Here is an 18,391-nt window from a genome sequence, read left to right on the forward strand (position 1 = left end):
TAACAATAAAAAGAAAAGTTCTCATTTTATAAGAAACTCAGACTGAAAACAAAGCCCTTAGATTAAAAGTTTCTAAGGGCATTTTTTCTAAAGTCGTATAATAGATGTCAGAAAAGTTGTGAGATGTTTCCTATGTTTCATAAAGAAAATCCAGACAATAACCGCAATCAGGTTGTCTTTTACACGCTAGATGAACTCGTTCCGCAAGAACATTTTCTTAGTCAGATTGGACAAGTTATTGATTTTCCTTCATCTATGACTGAATCGTATCCAATAACCACAAATATACTCACAAAGTTTTGATAATCAAGCTAAGTTTATGTGGAAGTTAAGATTGACTTAGATCGGAAAAACCACGGAAAACAGGGCGGGAAATTTTTTTGCATTGAAAAGTATTTTGTAGAGGTTTCAAATTTTTTAAGGATAGGAGATCTGGAGAAATAAAAAAGACAAACACTAGAATAATGTTTGTCTTCGGTATGGAGTTCTCATTTAATGAGAATCTAGTTACAATTAGTTTTTAGAAGCTTCTTGGAATTCTGGGTTTTTCCATGCTTCGTCAATGATAGCTTGTAATTCTTTAGCAGATGCTTGCATTTTTTGAGTTTCTGCGTCGTTCAATGGGATATTTACTGGACGAACAATACCATGTGCACCAACAACAGCTGGTTGACCGATAAAGACGTTTTTAACTCCGTATTGACCTTCTTGGAATACTGAAAGTGGAAGTACTGCGTTTTCATCGTCAAGGATTGCTTTAGTAATACGAGCAAGAGCTACTGCGATACCGTAGTATGTTGCACCTTTTTTGTTGATGATTGTGTAAGCTGCGTCACGAACACCTTCGAACAATTCAATCAATTCAGCTTCTTGAACATTTTGAGTGTCTTTAAGGAATTCTTCAAGGTTTACACCAGCGATGTTAGCGTGTGACCAAACAGCGAACTCAGAGTCACCGTGTTCACCCATGATGTAGGCGTGCACTGAACGAGCATCAACATCCAATTTTTCAGCAAGTGCTTGACGGAAACGAGCTGAGTCAAGTGAAGTTCCTGAACCGATAACGCGTTCTTTAGGGAATCCAGAGAATTTCCAAGTTGAGTAAGTCAAGACGTCAACTGGGTTAGCAGCAACAAGGAAGATACCTTTGAAACCTGATTCAACAACTTGAGTTACGATTGATTTGTTGATAGCAAGGTTTTTACCTACAAGGTCAAGACGAGTTTCACCTGGTTTTTGAGGCGCACCTGCAGTGATTACAACAAGGTCAGCGTCTGCACAGTCAGAGTATTGAGCTGCATAGATTTTTTTAGGTGAAGTGAAAGCAAGGGCGTGACTAAGGTCAAGCGCGTCACCAACAGCTTTTTCATGCAATTGTGGAATTTCGATAATTCCAAGCTCTTGTGCAATTCCTTGGTTAACAAGTGCAAAAGCGTAAGAAGAACCTACAGCACCATCACCGACAAGGATAACTTTTTTGTGTTGTTTAGTTGAAGTCATTATTCTAAACATCTCCTTAATTTTATTCAGGGATTTCCCCAGTTATTTCAATTCTATCACTTTTAAAAAGCTTTGTCACGGATATGCTTTGCAGTTCTTGATGTAAACGTTTTAGTGGTTTTAGATACCTGAAATATGGCGGACATTATGGTATAATATATTTTATACTAATAGTGAAATGAGGCATTTATTAATGCAGGATAGAAATTTAGTGAATGTCAATCTGACAAAGGAGATGAAGACGAGCTTTATCGACTACGCCATGAGTGTTATCGTAGCGCGGGCTCTTCCTGATGTTCGAGATGGCTTGAAACCTGTTCACCGTCGAATTCTCTACGGAATGAATGAATTGGGTGTTACTCCAGACAAACCTCATAAAAAATCTGCTCGTATTACAGGGGATGTCATGGGAAAATACCACCCACACGGAGATTCCTCAATCTATGAAGCCATGGTTCGTATGGCTCAATGGTGGAGCTACCGTTACATGCTTGTCGACGGGCATGGGAACTTTGGTTCTATGGATGGAGACGGTGCTGCCGCCCAGCGTTATACTGAGGCACGTATGAGCAAGATTGCTCTGGAAATGCTTCGTGATATCAACAAAAATACAGTTGATTTCGTTGATAACTATGATGCCAATGAACGGGAACCCTTGGTCTTGCCAGCTCGTTTTCCAAACCTTTTGGTAAATGGAGCGACTGGTATTGCTGTTGGAATGGCAACCAATATTCCACCTCATAACTTGGGTGAAACTATTGATGCTGTGAAGTTGGTCATGGACAATCCTGAAGTGACCACTAAGGACTTGATGGAAGTCTTACCTGGACCAGATTTTCCAACTGGTGCCCTGGTTATGGGGAAATCAGGCATTCATAAGGCTTACGAAACTGGTAAAGGTTCTATTGTTCTTCGTTCTCGTACTGAAATTGAAGAAACTAAGACTGGCCGTGAGCGCATCGTTGTAACAGAATTTCCTTATATGGTTAATAAAACCAAGGTGCATGAGCATATTGTTCGTTTGGTTCAGGAAAAACGCATTGAGGGCATCACAGCAGTACGTGATGAGTCAAACCGTGAAGGTGTTCGATTTGTTATCGAAGTCAAGCGCGATGCCTCAGCCAATGTCATCCTTAATAATCTCTTCAAGATGACCCAGATGCAAACCAACTTTGGTTTCAATATGCTTGCTATCCAAAATGGGGTGCCGAAGATTTTGTCTCTTCGTCAGATTTTGGATGCTTATATCGAGCACCAAAAAGAAGTGGTTGTTTGTCGTACCCGTTTTGATAAGGAAAAAGCAGAAGCGCGTGCTCATATTTTAGAAGGTCTCTTGATTGCACTAGACCATATAGACGAAGTCATTCGTATCATCCGTGCTAGTGAAACGGATTCGGAAGCACAAGCTGAGTTGATGAGCAAGTTTAAGCTTTCTGAACGTCAAAGTCAAGCCATTCTTGATATGCGTCTTCGTCGTTTGACAGGTTTGGAACGTGATAAGATTCAGTCTGAGTATGATGATCTCTTGGCTCTGATTGCCGATTTAGCAGATATTCTTGCTAAGCCGGAACGTGTTTCACAGATCATCAAAGATGAATTAGACGAAGTTAAACGTAAATTTGGTGACCAACGTCGTACTGAATTGATGGTCGGTGAGGTCTTGAGTCTTGAAGATGAGGATCTAATTGAAGAAGCTGATGTCTTAATTACACTGTCTAACAAGGGTTACATCAAACGTCTGGACCAAGGCGAATTTACTGCTCAAAAACGTGGGGGGCGCGGTGTTCAAGGTACAGGTGTTAAGGATGACGATTTTGTTCGTGAGTTAGTATCAACTAGCACGCATGATCATTTGCTCTTCTTTACAAATAAAGGACGTGTTTATCGTCTTAAAGGTTATGAAATTCCTGAATATGGCCGTACAGCCAAGGGATTGCCGATTGTCAATCTTTTAAAATTGGATGAAGGCGAAAGTATTCAGACTATCATCAATGTTGAATCTGAACGTAGTGATGATGCTTACCTCTTCTTCACAACCCGTCATGGTATTGTGAAGAGAACCAGCGTTAAGGAATTTGCTAACATTCGTCAGAATGGACTCAAGGCTTTGAACCTCAAGGATGAAGATGAGTTGATTAATGTATTGTTGACGGAAGAAGACACGGATATTATCATTGGTACAAAGTTTGGTTATGCAGTTCGCTTTAATCAATCAGCTGTTCGTGGTATGAGTCGTATCGCCACTGGTGTGAAAGGTGTGAATCTCCGTGACGGAGACACAGTTGTTGGTGCTAGTGTGATTACAGACCAGGACGAGGTTCTTATCATCACTGAAAAAGGATATGGTAAGCGCACCGTTGCGACTGAATATCCAACAAAAGGTCGTGGTGGTAAAGGGATGCAAACTGCTAAAATTACTGAAAAGAATGGTTCCCTTGCTGGTCTTATGACAGTTAAAGGTGATGAAGATTTGATGATTATCACTGATACTGGTGTCATGATTCGAACTAACGTTGCCAATATTTCACAAACAGGTCGCTCAACTATGGGAGTTAAAGTGATGCGCCTGGACCAAGATGCTAAAATTGTAACCTTTACTACGGTTGCAGCGGCAGAAAAAGAAGAAGTTGGGACAGAAAACGAAACAGAAGGTGAAGCATAATGTCTCATAAAAAGAATAATAAGAAAATCAAACGAAAAAATCTGCTGACAAATATCTTGGCTGTATTTCTCATACTGATCTCTATTGCTTTAATTTTTAATGCAAAGATTCGTGATGCATTTATTGCTTGGAATAGTAATAAATACCAAGTTAGTCAAGTATCAAAAGAAAAAATAGAAGAAAATCAGGACACAGAGGGAAATTTTGATTTTGATTCAGTAAAAGCCATTTCCTCTGAAGCTGTTTTAGCCTCTCAATGGGATAATCAAAAATTACCTGTTATCGGAGGAATTGCAATACCTGAGCTTGAAATTAATTTACCTATCTTTAAGGGGATTGCAAATGTCAATCTTTTATACGGTGCGGGTACCATGAAGCGTGACCAAGAAATGGGTAAAGGGAATTATTCATTAGCTAGCCATCATATTTTCACAGGTGATAACGCTAGTCAGATGCTTTTTTCTCCACTAGATCGTGCAAAAAAAGGGATGAAAATTCACTTGACAGATAAAAATAAAGTGTATACTTATGAAATTAGTGAAGTGAAACGCGTTACACCAGATAGAGTAGATGAAATTGATGACCGAACGGGTGTTGATGAAATTACTTTAGTAACTTGTGAGGATGCAGCAGCTACTGAGCGGATCATTGTAAAGGGTGATTTGAAAGAAACAAAAGATTATTCACAAACATCTGACGAAATTTTGACAGCCTTCAATCAACCATATAAACAATTTTATTAGTTCTAAAAGAATCAGTGAAGATTAAGTTTCATTGATTCTTTTAATATTTTCATAAAATAAACTTTTATGAAATACAGAAAACGTTTCCTTAATTCTAAAGTTTGTGATATAATTATCACAAATAAAAGTTTTAGGAGTTTATTATGGTTTCTTCAGAATTTATCTCAAAGATTGAATTTGCTTGCAAGAAGAAGGAAAGTCTTTATAGTCAAAGCAAATTTAAGTATGCGATTCGTTCGATGTTCGCAGGTGCCTTTTTAACCTTCAGTACAGCTGCGGGTGCAGTTGGGGCTGACTTGATTAATAAAATTGCACCAGGTAGTGGACGTTTCCTATTCCCCTTTGTCTTTGCTTGGGGATTGGCCTACATTGTTTTCTTGAATGCCGAGTTGGTAACATCAAACATGATGTTCTTGACTGCTGGTAGTTTCTTGAAAAAAATCTCTTGGAGAAAAACAGCTGAGATTTTACTTTACTGTACCTTGTTCAACCTTATCGGGGCTTTGATAGCAGGTTGGGGCTTTGCTCATTCAGCAGCCTATGCACATCTGACTCACGATAGTTTCATCTCAGGGGTTGTTGAGATGAAGTTAGGCCGTTCAAATGAATTAATCTTGCTTGAGGCGATTTTGGCAAATATTTTTGTAAATATTGCGATTCTTTCATTTGTTTTGGTCAAAGATGGTGGTGCAAAACTTTGGCTTGTGTTGTCAGCGATTTACATGTTTGTATTCTTAACAAACGAGCACATTGCTGCGAACTTTGCTTCTTTCGCGATTGTAAAATTCAGTGTTGCTGCTGATTCAATTGCTAACTTCGGTGTTGGAAATATGCTTCGTCACTGGGGGGTAACCTTCATTGGGAACTTGATCGGTGGTGGTCTCTTGGTTGGTCTTCCATATGCCTTCCTCAATAAAAATGAAGATACTTATGTAGATTAAGAAAATGAGCACGATTGAGTCGTGCTTTTTTCGTTTTTAAAATAGAGTAATAGCTATTTCTTATATCAAAATATAGAAAACTGATATTTGTAAACTATACCTTAAGGTGCTACAATATCCTTAATCAAACTATTTGGAGGTCGTTTTATGACTCGTGATTTTAAATTTGAAACTTTGCAACTACATGCTGGTCAAGTTGTGGATCCAGCTACCAAGTCTCGTGCAGTGCCAATTTATCAGACAACATCCTTTGTTTTTGATGACACGCAGGAAGGTGCCGATTTGTTTGCCTTGAGAAAGCCAGGTAATATCTATACTCGTATCACCAACCCTACAACAGCTGCCTTTGAAGAAAGAATCGCTGCTCTTGAAGGTGGTGTCGGAGCTCTTGCAACCGCATCAGGTATGGCCGCAGTGACTTATACGATTTTGGCGCTTGCCCATGCTGGTGATCATGTAGTAGCGGCATCAACTATTTACGGCGGGACTTTCAACCTCTTGAAAGAAACCCTTCCTCGTTATGGTATCACAACAACCTTTGTGGATGTGGATAATTTAGAGGAAGTGGAAGCAGCGATCAAAGACAATACCAAGCTTGTATTGATTGAAACCTTGGGCAATCCCTTGATTAACATTCCTGACTTGGAAAAATTGGCTGAGATTGCTCATAAACATCAGATTCCACTTGTTTCCGATAATACCTTTGCTACACCTTATTTGATTAACGTTTTTTCTCACGGTGTAGATATTGCCATTCACTCTGCGACTAAGTTTATCGGTGGACATGGTACGACAATTGGAGGAGTGATTGTCGATAGCGGGCGTTTTGATTGGGCGGCTTCAGGAAAATTCCCTCAATTTGTTGAGGAAGATCCAAGCTACCACAATTTGAGCTATACTCGTGATGTGGGTGCAGCAGCCTTTATTATCGCTGTTCGTGTTCAGTTGCTTCGTGATACAGGTGCAGCCTTGTCACCATTCAATGCCTTCTTGTTGCTACAAGGACTTGAAACACTTTCTCTTCGCGTGGAACGCCATGTGCAAAATGCAGAGAAAATTGTTGATTTCCTTGTCAACCATCCTAAGGTAGAAAAAGTCAACTATCCAAAACTTGCTGATAGTCCTTACCATGCCTTGGCTGAGAAATACTTGCCAAAAGGTGTGGGCTCAATCTTTACCTTCCATGTCAAAGGTGGGGAGGCAGAAGCACGCAAGGTAATTGATAGTTTGGAAATCTTCTCTGACCTTGCAAACGTAGCAGATGCTAAATCTCTTGTTGTCCATCCAGCAACAACCACTCATGGTCAATTGTCAGAAAAAGACCTTGAAGCAGCAGGTGTCACCCCAAACCAAATCCGCTTGTCAATCGGTCTTGAAAATGTAGAAGATTTGATTGAAGACTTGCGCTTGTCCTTGGAAAAAATTTAAAGAAAAAGAAGATAAACAGTGGGTTTCGACTCACTGTTTTTGATTTTCCCTCAGGCATGATATAATGGTTACAGAAGTCTAGAAAGAGGAACGATATGAACGAAATCAAATGCCCCAACTGTGGGGAAGTCTTTACAGTAAATGAAAGTCAGTATGCCGAACTTTTATCCCAAGTGAGAACGGCTGAGTTTGATAAGGAACTACACGATCGCATGAAGCAGGAACTGGCTTTGGCTGAGCAAAAGGCCATGAATGAACAACAGTCTAAACTAGCTAAAAAAGACCAAGAAATTGCGCAATTGCAGAGCCAAATCCAAAACTTTAATACAGAAAAAGAATTGGCGAAGAAAGAGGTTGAACAGACAAGCCATCAGGCTTTATTAGCAAAGGACAAGGAAGTGCAGGCCTTGGAAAACCAATTGGCAACCTTGCGTTTGGAACATGAAAATCAACTGCAAAAGACCCTTTCTGACCTAGAAAAAGAACGGGATCAGGTTAAAAACCAGCTTCTTTTACAAGAAAAAGAAAACGAGCTTTCTCTTGCTTCAGTTAAGCAAAACTACGAAGCTCAACTCAAGGCAGCTAGTGAACAGGTCGAGTTTTATAAGAATTTTAAGGCTCAACAATCGACAAAAGCTATAGGTGAAAGTCTGGAACAGTATGCAGAGAGTGAGTTTAACAAGGTACGCAGTTTTGCCTTTCCAAATGCCTACTTTGAGAAGGATAATAAGGTCTCTGCGCGTGGTTCCAAAGGCGACTTTATCTTCCGCGAGAGTGATGAAAATGGTGTTGAAATCATTTCCATCATGTTTGAGATGAAAAATGAAGCTGACGGAACAGAGAAGAAGCACAAGAATGCAGATTTTTATAAGGAATTGGACAAGGACCGTCGGGAGAAGAACTGTGAATATGCGGTTTTGGTGACTATGCTTGAGGCCGATAATGACTACTTTAACACGGGGATTGTTGACGTCAGCCACGAGTATGAAAAGATGTATGTGGTTCGTCCTCAATTCTTTATCCAGTTGATTGGGCTCTTGCGTAATGCTGCTCTTAATTCCTTAAAATACAAGCAGGAGTTGGCCTTAGTTCGCGAACAAAATATTGATATTACGCATTTTGAAGAAGATTTGGATGCCTTTAAACTAGCTTTTGCCAAGAACTACAACTCTGCTTCGGCCAACTTTGGCAAAGCTATTGATGAAATCGACAAGGCCATCAAACGCATGGAAGAAGTTAAGAAGTTCCTAACTACATCCGAAAACCAACTCCGTCTGGCTAACAACAAATTAGAAGATGTTTCTGTTAAAAAATTGACTCGAAAAAATCCAACCATGAAAGCGAAGTTTGAAGCGCTGAAGGGGGAGTGAGAAAGCAAAAATGAACGGTATTATCAACTTAAAAAAAGAAGCGGGGATGACCTCGCATGATGCGGTTTTTAAACTGCGTAAGATTTTGGGAACTAAGAAGATTGGTCATGGTGGGACCTTGGATCCGGATGTGGTGGGTGTTTTGCCCATTGCGGTTGGCAAGGCGACACGCATGGTTGAGTTTATGCAGGATGAGGGCAAGGTCTATGAGGGTGAAATCACTCTTGGCTATTCAACAACGACCGAGGATGCCAGTGGAGAAGTGGTCGCAGAGACCCCTGTTTTGTCGCCCTTGGATGAAAAGCTTGTTGATGAAGCCATTACTAGCTTGACTGGGCCTATTACTCAGATTCCGCCTATGTATTCGGCTGTTAAGGTTAATGGTCGTAAGCTCTATGAGTATGCGCGTGCTGGTCAGGAAGTAGAACGTCCAGAACGTCAGGTGACCATTTATCAATTTGAACGAACAAGTCCGATTTCTTATGATGTCCATCTTGCACGTTTTACTTTCCGTGTGAAATGTAGCAAGGGAACCTATATTCGTACCTTATCGGTTGACTTGGGAGAAAAACTTGGCTATGCTGCCCATATGTCTCAGTTAACTCGTACTAGTGCAGCTGGTTTGCAACTAGAAGATGCTCTTACCTTGGAAGAAATTGCTGAAAAAGTGGAGGCTGTTCAATTGGACTTTCTCCATCCTCTAGAGATTGGGACAGGCGACCTTGTTAAAGTTTTCCTAACTCAAGAAGAGGCTACAGAAGTACGCTTTGGTCGTTTTATCGAGCTCGACCAAACAGAACAAGAATTAGCTGCCTTTGAAGATGACAAATTGCTAGCCATTCTAGAAAAACGGGATAATCTCTATAAGCCACGAAAGGTTTTTAACTAGTATAATTAGAGTGTAGGATTTGAATTCTTCCCCTAGACTATCCAAAACTAGACTATAAATTTTGCAAAAAATATGATAGAATAGACGACGGATAAAAAAACGGAGGATAGCATGCAAAATAGACCAATCATTATCGGAGTGACAGGTGGTTCTGGTGGAGGTAAGACAAGTGTTTCAAGAGCCATTTTATCGCATTTTCCTGATGAAAAGATTTCCATGATTGAGCATGATTCATACTACAAGGATCAGTCTCATTTGACCTTTGAAGAGCGTGTCAAAACCAACTACGACCATCCTTTTGCCTTTGATACAGACTTGATGATTGAGCAGATTAAGGAATTGTTGGCAGGGCGTCCGGTGGACATCCCGACTTATGACTATACAGAGCATACACGGAGTAGCAAGACCTATCGTCAGGAGCCTCAAGATGTCTTTATCGTTGAGGGGATTTTGGTCTTGGAGGACAAGCGTCTGCGCGATTTGATGGATATCAAGATTTTTGTGGATACGGATGATGATGTGCGCATTATTCGTCGGATTAAACGTGATATGGAAGAGCGTGGCCGTAGCCTTGACAGCGTTATTGACCAGTATCTAGGTGTGGTCAAACCTATGTATCATCAGTTTATCGAACCAACCAAGCGTTATGCTGATATCGTCATTCCTGAGGGAGTCAGCAATACAGTGGCTATTGACCTGTTGACGACCAAGATTGCTAAGATTTTGGAAGAAGCTCGAAATAGTAAATAAACAGATGTGGAGGCCTTGCCTCCTTTTTCTATTTTTCCCTCATAATGGTACATAAATGGAGATTTTTAGGCATATTTTTGGTATAATAATACCCATGAAAGAGCAAGAAAATGAATAGTAGGTGGAGATGGAAAAGTATTTATCGGTAACAACTTTGACCAAGTATCTGAAAATGAAATTCGATAAAGACCCTTACTTGGAACGGGTCTATTTAACTGGTCAAGTTTCCAACTTTCGTAAACGACCTACTCACCAATACTTCTCCCTAAAGGATGGCCATGCAGTTATTCAAGCGACCATCTGGTCTGGGATTTATCAGAAATTAGGCTTCGATTTGGAAGAAGGGATGAAGATCAATGTGATTGGGCGTGTACAGGTCTACGAACCAAGTGGTAGCTATTCCATCATCATAGAAAAGGCTGAGCCTGACGGGGTTGGGGCGCTCGCGATTCAGTTTGAACAACTCAAGAAAAAATTGACAGAAGAAGGCCTGTTTCAAGAACGCTTCAAGCAACCTCTGCCCCAATTTGCTAAGCGAATTGGTGTGGTAACTAGCCGTAGTGGAGCCGTGATTCGAGATATTATCACGACTGTCAGCAGGCGATTTCCAGGTGTTGACATATTTCTTTATCCGACTAAGGTTCAAGGAGATGGAGCAGCAGAGGAAATAGCACGGAATATTGCGCGTGCTAATCAACGTGACGATTTGGATTTGCTGATTATTGGTCGTGGAGGGGGTTCTATCGAGGATCTCTGGGCCTTTAACGAAGAGATTGTGGTACGGGCTATTTTTGAATCTCGCTTGCCAATCATTTCTAGTGTTGGGCATGAGACGGATGTGACCTTGGCAGATTTTGTGGCAGATAGACGCGCTGCGACGCCAACAGCTGCAGCTGAACTAGCAACACCTGTGACCAAGTTGGATCTATTAGCTCATTTGCAAAATCAGGAAAAACGGATGGCAACAGCAGTCCGAAATGTCCTATCTAAGAAACAAGAAGCTTTGAAAAAATGCAGTCAGTCTGTTATCTTTAGACAGCCAGAGCGTTTGTATGATGGCTATTTGCAACGGCTAGACCAATTACAACTACGTTTAAAACAAAGTTTGCGAACACGGATTTCTGATAACAAACAGACAGTACAAGCAAGGACGCATCGACTGGTACAATTATCACCCGTTACCAAAATCCAACGCTATCAAGACCGTCTAGGTCAGTTGGACAAGCTTCTCCGTAGCCAAATGGCGCTGGTTTATGATGCCAAGGTTGCTGAAGTCAAGAGATTATCAGAAGCCCTACTGATGTTGGATACCAGTCGTATCGTGGCGCGTGGCTATGCAATTGTCAAAAAAGAAGAGTCCGTTGTAGATTCGGTTGAGAGTTTGAAGAAAAAAGACCAAGTAACGCTTTTGATGCGAGATGGTCGAGTAGAATTAGAGGTTAAAGATGTCAAAACAAAAGAAATTTGAGGAAAATCTAGCAGAACTGGAGACCATTGTCCAAAGTTTGGAAAATGGTGAAATTGCTCTGGAAGATGCGATTGCGGCCTTTCAAAAGGGGATGGTCTTGTCAAAAGAGCTCCAAGCGACGCTGGACAAGGCTGAAAAGACCTTGGTCAAGGTTATGCAAGAAGACGGAACAGAAAGTGATTTTGAATGAAGAAGCAAGAAAAATTAGCTCTTGTTGAGTCTGCCTTGGAAGATTTTTATGGCGACCAGCAGTTTGCCTCTAGTTTGCGAGAGTCTGTTCTCTATTCCATTCATGCTGGTGGCAAGCGTATTCGGCCTTTTCTCTTGTTGGAAGTTTTGGAAGCCTTGCATATTGCCATTAAACCAGCACATGCGCAGGTGGCTGCGGCCTTGGAAATGATTCATACAGGGAGCTTGATTCATGATGATCTTCCAGCTATGGATGATGATGATTACCGTCGGGGACGCTTGACCAATCACAAGAAATTCGGTGAAGCTATGGCCATTTTGGCTGGAGATGCTTTATTCCTAGATCCTTATGCCTTGATAGCGCAGGCAGATTTGCCAAGTCAGATCAAGGTAGACTTGATTTCCAACTTATCCCTTGCTTCAGGTAGTCTGGGTATGGTGGCAGGGCAGGTTTTGGACATGGAGGGTGAACACCAGCATTTGTCTTTGGAAGACCTCCAGACTATTCATGCTAATAAGACTGGAAAATTACTAGCTTATCCCTTCCAAGCAGCTGCTATTATAGCCGAATTGGCACCTGAAATACAGGTGAAGCTGAAAACTGTTGGGGAATTAATCGGACTTGCTTTTCAAGTTCGAGACGATGTACTGGATGTGACCGCTAGTTTTGAGGAAATCGGCAAGACTCCTCAAAAGGACCTACAGGCTGAAAAGTCAACCTATCCAGCTTTGTTGGGCTTGGAAGAGGCTATTGCCTTTTGTAACCAAACCTTGGATCAAGCTAATGCTAAATTAGAAGAAATTGCCCAGCAGATTCCCTTTGAGATAGAATCGATTGTAAGAGTAGTAGAAAGTTTGAGAATCAATGGCTAAGGAAAGAGTGGATGTACTAGCTTATAAACAGGGCTTGTTTGAAACGAGAGAGCAGGCCAAGCGTGGTGTCATGGCTGGCCTAGTCGTAGCAGTCCTTAATGGAGAACGGTTTGACAAGCCAGGAGAGAAAATTCCAGATGACACCGAGCTAAAACTCAAGGGGGAGAAACTCAAGTATGTTAGCCGTGGTGGTTTGAAACTGGAGAAGGCCTTGCAGGTCTTTGATTTGTCAGTAGAAGGGGCAACAACGATTGATATCGGTGCCTCTACTGGAGGTTTTACCGATGTCATGTTGCAAAATGGTGCTGAGTTAGTCTTTGCAGTTGATGTTGGTACCAATCAATTGGCTTGGAAACTACGCCAAGACCCACGGGTTGTCAGCATGGAGCAGTTTAATTTCCGCTATGCTGAAAAGACCGATTTCGAAAAGGAACCGAGCTTTGCCAGTATTGATGTGAGTTTCATTTCCCTAAGTTTGATTCTGCCTGCCTTGCACCGAGTGTTAGCTGTTCAAGGCCAGGTTGTGGCTCTAGTTAAGCCCCAGTTTGAGGCAGGACGTGAGCAAATCGGGAAAAATGGTATTATTCGAGATGCCAAGGTTCATCAGAATGTCCTTGAATCTGTCACAGCTATGGCAGTAAAGGAAGGCTTTTCAGTCCTTGGTTTGGACTTTTCTCCCATCCAAGGTGGACATGGAAATATTGAGTTTTTAGCGTATTTGAAAAAAGAAGAGTCAGCAAGCAATCAGGTTCTTGCTGAAATTGAAGAAGTAGTAGAGAGGGCGCATAGTCAATTTAAAAATGAATAAAAAAGAGAGACTTGAAAAAATTAGACGATTTGTGACAGATTATCAAATCGGTACGCAAGAAGAAATCGTAGAACATTTGAAAGAGGCTGGCATCACTGCCACTCAGGCAACGGTATCCCGAGATATCAAAGAACTGGGGATTGTCAAAATTCCTTTGAGAGACAATACCTATGTCTACGAATTGCCAAAATCAATCGTAAAAAGTTTGCAACTGGCTGAAGACAATATCGAATCGGCAGAATTGATGGATAAGATGATTAATCTCCAAGTTATCCCAGGAAATACGGCTTTTGTAAAAGCTCAGTTAACCGAGACTTTTGCGGACAAGATTTTTAGCTGTTTAGCTGATGATAGCTCGATTTTAGTCATTGCCAGAAGTGAAAGTCTAGCTGAGGAAATCTTTGAACAAGTAAAAAATTGGTAGGTCTATATGTTACTTGAAATTTCGATAAAAAACTTTGCCATTATTGAGGCTATTTCCCTCAATTTTGAAAAGGGGATGACTGTCTTGACTGGTGAAACGGGTGCAGGGAAGTCGATTATCATTGATGCCATGAATATGATGTTGGGAGCTCGTGCTACGACAGATGTTATTCGTCATGGTGCGCCAAAGGCAGAGATTGAGGGGCTTTTCTCAGTTGAGAATAGTCGTCTTTTACAGGAAATTTTTGATGAGCAAGGTTTGGAAATGGGTGATGAAATTATCATCCGTCGGGAAATCTTGCAAAATGGTCGGAGTATCAGTCGTGTCAATGGCCAGATGGTCAATCTGTCTGTATTGCGTGCTATTGGGCAACATCTTGTTGATATACATGGTCAGCATGACCAAGAAGAGTTAATGCGCCCTCAACTGCATATCCAGATGTTGGATGAATTCGGTAATACAGCCTTTTGGGACTTAAAAGAAACCTATCAAACGAGTTTTGATGCCTATCGAAAAATGCGCAAGCAGGTTCTGGAAGTCAAGAAAAACCAACAGGAACACAAGGCGCGTATTGAAATGTTGGAATTTCAAATGGCAGAGATTGAGGCGGCAAACTTGCAGGCTGGAGAAGACCTGGCTCTCAATCAAGAGCGTGATAAACTGCTCAACCATAAAAATATTGCGGATACACTGACCAATGCTTACAGCATGTTGGACAATGAAGATTTTTCAAGTCTGGCCAATGTTCGTTCAGCCATGAATGATATGGAAAGTGTCGAAGAGTACGACCCTGAATACCGTGAAATTTCAAGCTCACTGTCTGAGACCTACTATGTCTTAGAAGACATTAGCAAACGTTTGGAAGCTATTATTGAGGACCTTGATTTTGATGGCAATCGCCTCATGCAGGTTGAGAATCGTTTGGACCTCCTTCATACCATTACCCGTAAGTATGGTGGGACTGTAGACGATGTCTTGCTTTATTTTGCCAAGATTACGGAAGAATACAATCTCTTGACAGGCAATAATCTTTCTTCTGAGGACATGGAAGCAGAGCTCAAGAAATTGGAAGTCAATCTTGTTGATTTGGCAGGTCAGCTTGCATCTGCACGTCATGACTTGGCCCAGCAGCTCGAAGCTGAGATTAAACAAGAACTGCAAGATCTTTATATGGAAAAAGCCCAGTTTCAAGTTCGTTTTAGCAAGGGCAAATTCAGCCGTGAGGGCAATGAAACGGTTGAGTTTTACATTTCAACCAACCCTGGCGAAGACTTTAAACCCTTGGTTAAGGTTGCGTCTGGTGGAGAATTATCTCGTCTCATGCTAGCCATTAAGTCCGCCTTTTCACGTAAAGAAGGTAAGACAAGTATTGTCTTTGATGAAGTGGATACAGGAGTTTCAGGTCGTGTAGCTCAGGCTATCGCGCAGAAGATTCACAAGATTGGTCAGCATGGTCAGGTTCTTGCTATTTCCCATTTACCACAAGTGATTGCGATTGCGGATTATCAATTCTTTATTGAGAAGATTAGCAATGAGCATTCAACGGTTTCGACTGTTCGTCTCTTGACGGTTGAAGAGCGAGTGGAAGAAGTTGCTAAGATGTTGGCTGGTGATGATGTGACGGAAGCAGCCCTGACGCAAGCCAGAGAATTGTTGAGAAACAGGGAGAAATAAGATGACAGACTATTATGTAATTGGAGATGTTCATGGAAAAGCTGGGATGCTGGAAGACCTTCTCAAAACATGGGACGGCCAGACCCAGTTGCTCTTTCTAGGGGACTTGATTGACCGTGGTGAGGATAGTCGCCGTGTTCTTGAAATGGTCAAGGACTTAGTGGACAATCAAGGGGCGATCTGTTTATCAGGAAACCATGAGTATATGTTTCTGACTTGGCTTGATGACCCAGAAGAAAGCTATGATCATTATCGTCGAAATGGTGGAGATACAACTATTAACTCTATCCTAGGTCGTCCCTTGGATGCACTAGTTGATGGAGTAGAAGATGCCAAGCGTGTTGCCACTGAAGCAGCAGACTTGGTCGAATTTATTCGTCAAATGCCGTTTGTGGTAGAGACAGATAAGTATATCTTTGTACATGCTGGTATTGATTTGACCTTAGACGACTGGCATGAAACCACAGATTATAAAAAAGTCTGGCTTAGAAAACCATTCCACGAAGCAGAAAATCATACTGGAAAAACCATTGTCTTTGGACATACACCGGTTTATGGTTTGCTGAAGCAAGAGCGTGGTACAGTTGAGCTTTGGACTACAGAAGATGGCAAGGTTGGAATGGATGGAGGAGCTGTTTATGGTGGTGTCCTTCATGGGATTGTCTTTACAGACCAAGGAATGACAGAACACCACTTTATCAAAAATGACGGCTTTGTTGCTGAAGATTAGTACTCCTAGCAGGGTATGGTCTTGTCAAAATGTCAAAAACAATTTATAATAAATAGATACCCTGAAAGGAAGAGAATCATGAACTTAGAAGAATTGAAAAAACGACAGGAGAAGATCCGTAACTTCTCTATTATCGCCCATATTGACCACGGGAAATCGACTCTAGCAGACCGCATTTTGGAAAAAACAGAGACAGTATCCAGTCGTGAAATGCAGGCCCAGCTTTTGGATAGCATGGATCTAGAACGGGAACGTGGGATTACCATTAAGTTGAATGCCATCGAGCTGAATTATACTGCAAAAGATGGGGAAACTTATATTTTCCACTTGATTGACACGCCGGGGCACGTAGACTTCACCTATGAAGTTTCACGTTCGCTAGCTGCCTGTGAGGGAGCTATTTTGGTGGTCGATGCTGCCCAAGGAATTGAGGCTCAAACCCTTGCCAATGTTTATCTGGCCTTGGACAATGATTTGGAAATCATGCCAGTCATTAACAAAATTGACCTACCGGCTGCAGATCCAGAGCGCGTGCGTACAGAGATTGAAGATGTGATTGGTTTGGATGCTAGTGAAGCAGTTTTGGCTTCTGCCAAGGCTGGTATTGGTATCGAAGAAATCCTTGAGCAGATCGTAGAAAAAGTACCAGCACCAACGGGTGATGTGACAGCGCCACTTAAGGCCTTGATTTTCGACTCGGTTTACGATGCTTACCGTGGGGTTATTCTTCAAGTGCGTGTCATGGATGGGGTGGTTAAACCTGGCGATAAGATTCAGCTCATGAGTAATGGCAAGACCTTTGATGTTACGGAAGTCGGTATTTTTACACCCAAAGCAGTTGGTCGTGATTTCCTTGCGACTGGTGACGTTGGTTATATTGCAGCTTCTATTAAGACGGTTCAGGATACGCGTGTGGGTGATACTGTTACCTTGGCAACCAATCCTGCGGCAGAGCCATTACATGGTTACAAGCAGATGAATCCTATGGTCTTTGCGGGTCTATATCCTATCGAGTCAAACAAGTACAATGACCTACGTGAAGCCCTTGAAAAATTGCAACTGAATGATGCTAGTCTTCAGTTTGAACCAGAAACATCTCAGGCACTTGGATTTGGTTTCCGTTGTGGCTTTCTTGGACTCCTCCATATGGATGTTATCCAGGAACGTTTGGAACGTGAGTTCAATATCGACCTCATCATGACAGCTCCATCCGTTATCTATAAGGTTAATTTGACAGATGGTGAGTCTATGGATGTGTCTAACCCATCTGAGTTCCCAGATCCTACCAAGATTGCGACCATTGAAGAGCCTTATGTCAAGGCGCAAATCATGGTACCACAGGAGTTTGTCGGAGCAGTGATGGAATTAGCTCAGCGCAAGCGTGGGGATTTTGTGACGATGGACTATATTGATGATAACCGTGTCAATGTTATCTATCAAATTCCTCTTGCTGAAATAGTCTTTGACTTCTTTGATAAGCTTAAGTCTTCGACACGTGGTTATGCAAGCTTTGACTACGAATTGTCAGAATATCGCCCATCTAAGCTGGTCAAAATGGATATCCTTCTCAATGGAGACAAGGTGGATGCCCTCAGCTTTATCGTTCACAAGGATTTTGCCTACGAACGTGGAAAACTCATCGTTGATAAGCTCAAGAAAATTATTCCTCGCCAACAATTTGAGGTTCCAATCCAAGCAGCTATTGGACACAAGATTGTAGCTCGTACTGATATCAAGGCCCTTCGTAAGAACGTACTTGCTAAATGTTATGGTGGTGACGTTTCTCGTAAGCGTAAACTCCTTGAAAAACAAAAAGCTGGTAAGAAGCGTATGAAAGCCATCGGATCAGTAGAAGTTCCGCAAGAAGCCTTCCTCAGCGTCTTGAGTATGGATGAAGAATAATGATTCTATATAAAACTCTTGAAATATATTCAAGAGTTTT

Annotated in this window: 16 protein-coding genes; 15 read left to right on the forward strand and 1 reads right to left on the reverse strand. The window is 41.6% G+C overall.

Annotated features, from left to right (window positions below):
- Positions 1-513: 513 nt before the first annotated feature.
- Complete coding sequence (locus tag D8849_RS06335) at positions 514-1,500, reverse strand: L-lactate dehydrogenase (protein WP_023942623.1); 987 nt, start codon at positions 1,498-1,500, stop codon at positions 514-516.
- 193 nt (positions 1,501-1,693) lie between these two features.
- On the opposite strand from D8849_RS06335, the gene gyrA reads away from it, so the two are divergent.
- The 15 genes from gyrA to lepA all read left to right on the forward strand — a co-directional run bounded on the left by gyrA (position 1,694) and on the right by lepA (position 18,351).
- A complete protein-coding gene (gene gyrA, locus D8849_RS06340) occupies positions 1,694-4,162 on the forward strand; it encodes a DNA gyrase subunit A (RefSeq protein WP_125386539.1) in 2,469 nt (822 codons plus the stop codon).
- Positions 4,162-4,905, forward strand: a complete 744-nt coding sequence (locus D8849_RS06345) for a class A sortase (protein ID WP_033681684.1) — start codon at positions 4,162-4,164, stop codon at positions 4,903-4,905. Before gyrA ends, D8849_RS06345 begins: the two co-directional genes overlap by 1 nt.
- A gap of 143 nt (positions 4,906-5,048) precedes the next feature.
- Complete coding sequence (locus tag D8849_RS06350; RefSeq protein ID WP_045606724.1) at positions 5,049-5,846, forward strand: formate/nitrite transporter family protein; 798 nt, start codon at positions 5,049-5,051, stop codon at positions 5,844-5,846.
- Between the two features lie 147 nt (positions 5,847-5,993).
- Complete coding sequence (locus D8849_RS06355) at positions 5,994-7,274, forward strand: O-acetylhomoserine aminocarboxypropyltransferase/cysteine synthase family protein (RefSeq protein ID WP_125386540.1); 1,281 nt, start codon at positions 5,994-5,996, stop codon at positions 7,272-7,274.
- 95 nt (positions 7,275-7,369) lie between these two features.
- Positions 7,370-8,644, forward strand: coding sequence for a DUF2130 domain-containing protein (locus D8849_RS06360; protein ID WP_125386541.1), 1,275 nt, complete (start codon positions 7,370-7,372; stop codon positions 8,642-8,644).
- A gap of 10 nt (positions 8,645-8,654) precedes the next feature.
- The gene (truB, locus tag D8849_RS06365; RefSeq protein WP_125386542.1) at positions 8,655-9,533 is read left to right on the forward strand and encodes a tRNA pseudouridine(55) synthase TruB; all 879 of its coding nucleotides are present in this window, start codon (positions 8,655-8,657) and stop codon (positions 9,531-9,533) included.
- A 111-nt stretch (positions 9,534-9,644) separates the two neighbouring features.
- Complete coding sequence (gene udk / locus D8849_RS06375) at positions 9,645-10,283, forward strand: uridine kinase (protein WP_001181376.1); 639 nt, start codon at positions 9,645-9,647, stop codon at positions 10,281-10,283.
- Between the two features lie 127 nt (positions 10,284-10,410).
- Complete coding sequence (gene xseA, locus D8849_RS06380; RefSeq protein WP_125386543.1) at positions 10,411-11,751, forward strand: exodeoxyribonuclease VII large subunit; 1,341 nt, start codon at positions 10,411-10,413, stop codon at positions 11,749-11,751.
- Positions 11,729-11,941, forward strand: a complete 213-nt coding sequence (locus tag D8849_RS06385) for an exodeoxyribonuclease VII small subunit (protein ID WP_000043226.1) — start codon at positions 11,729-11,731, stop codon at positions 11,939-11,941. The genes xseA and D8849_RS06385 overlap by 23 nt, the downstream gene beginning before the upstream one ends.
- Positions 11,938-12,813, forward strand: coding sequence for a polyprenyl synthetase family protein (locus tag D8849_RS06390; RefSeq protein ID WP_125386544.1), 876 nt, complete (start codon positions 11,938-11,940; stop codon positions 12,811-12,813). The genes D8849_RS06385 and D8849_RS06390 overlap by 4 nt, the downstream gene beginning before the upstream one ends.
- Positions 12,806-13,621, forward strand: coding sequence for a TlyA family RNA methyltransferase (locus D8849_RS06395; RefSeq protein WP_125386545.1), 816 nt, complete (start codon positions 12,806-12,808; stop codon positions 13,619-13,621). Before D8849_RS06390 ends, D8849_RS06395 begins: the two co-directional genes overlap by 8 nt.
- A complete protein-coding gene (locus D8849_RS06400) occupies positions 13,614-14,045 on the forward strand; it encodes an arginine repressor (RefSeq protein WP_001034401.1) in 432 nt (143 codons plus the stop codon). The genes D8849_RS06395 and D8849_RS06400 overlap by 8 nt, the downstream gene beginning before the upstream one ends.
- A 6-nt stretch (positions 14,046-14,051) precedes the next feature.
- Positions 14,052-15,719: a DNA repair protein RecN gene (recN, locus tag D8849_RS06405; protein WP_125386546.1), complete on the forward strand. Its 1,668-nt coding sequence runs from the start codon at positions 14,052-14,054 to the stop codon at positions 15,717-15,719.
- Position 15,720: 1 nt separating this feature from the next.
- Positions 15,721-16,449, forward strand: a complete 729-nt coding sequence (locus D8849_RS06410) for a metallophosphoesterase family protein (protein ID WP_125386547.1) — start codon at positions 15,721-15,723, stop codon at positions 16,447-16,449.
- Between the two features lie 78 nt (positions 16,450-16,527).
- Positions 16,528-18,351, forward strand: a complete 1,824-nt coding sequence (gene lepA / locus D8849_RS06415; protein WP_001047207.1) for a translation elongation factor 4 — start codon at positions 16,528-16,530, stop codon at positions 18,349-18,351.
- Positions 18,352-18,391 lie beyond the last annotated feature (40 nt).

The sequence above is a fragment of the Streptococcus mitis genome, assembly GCF_003942765.1.
In the GTDB taxonomy this organism is placed as follows: domain Bacteria; phylum Bacillota; class Bacilli; order Lactobacillales; family Streptococcaceae; genus Streptococcus; species Streptococcus mitis_BE.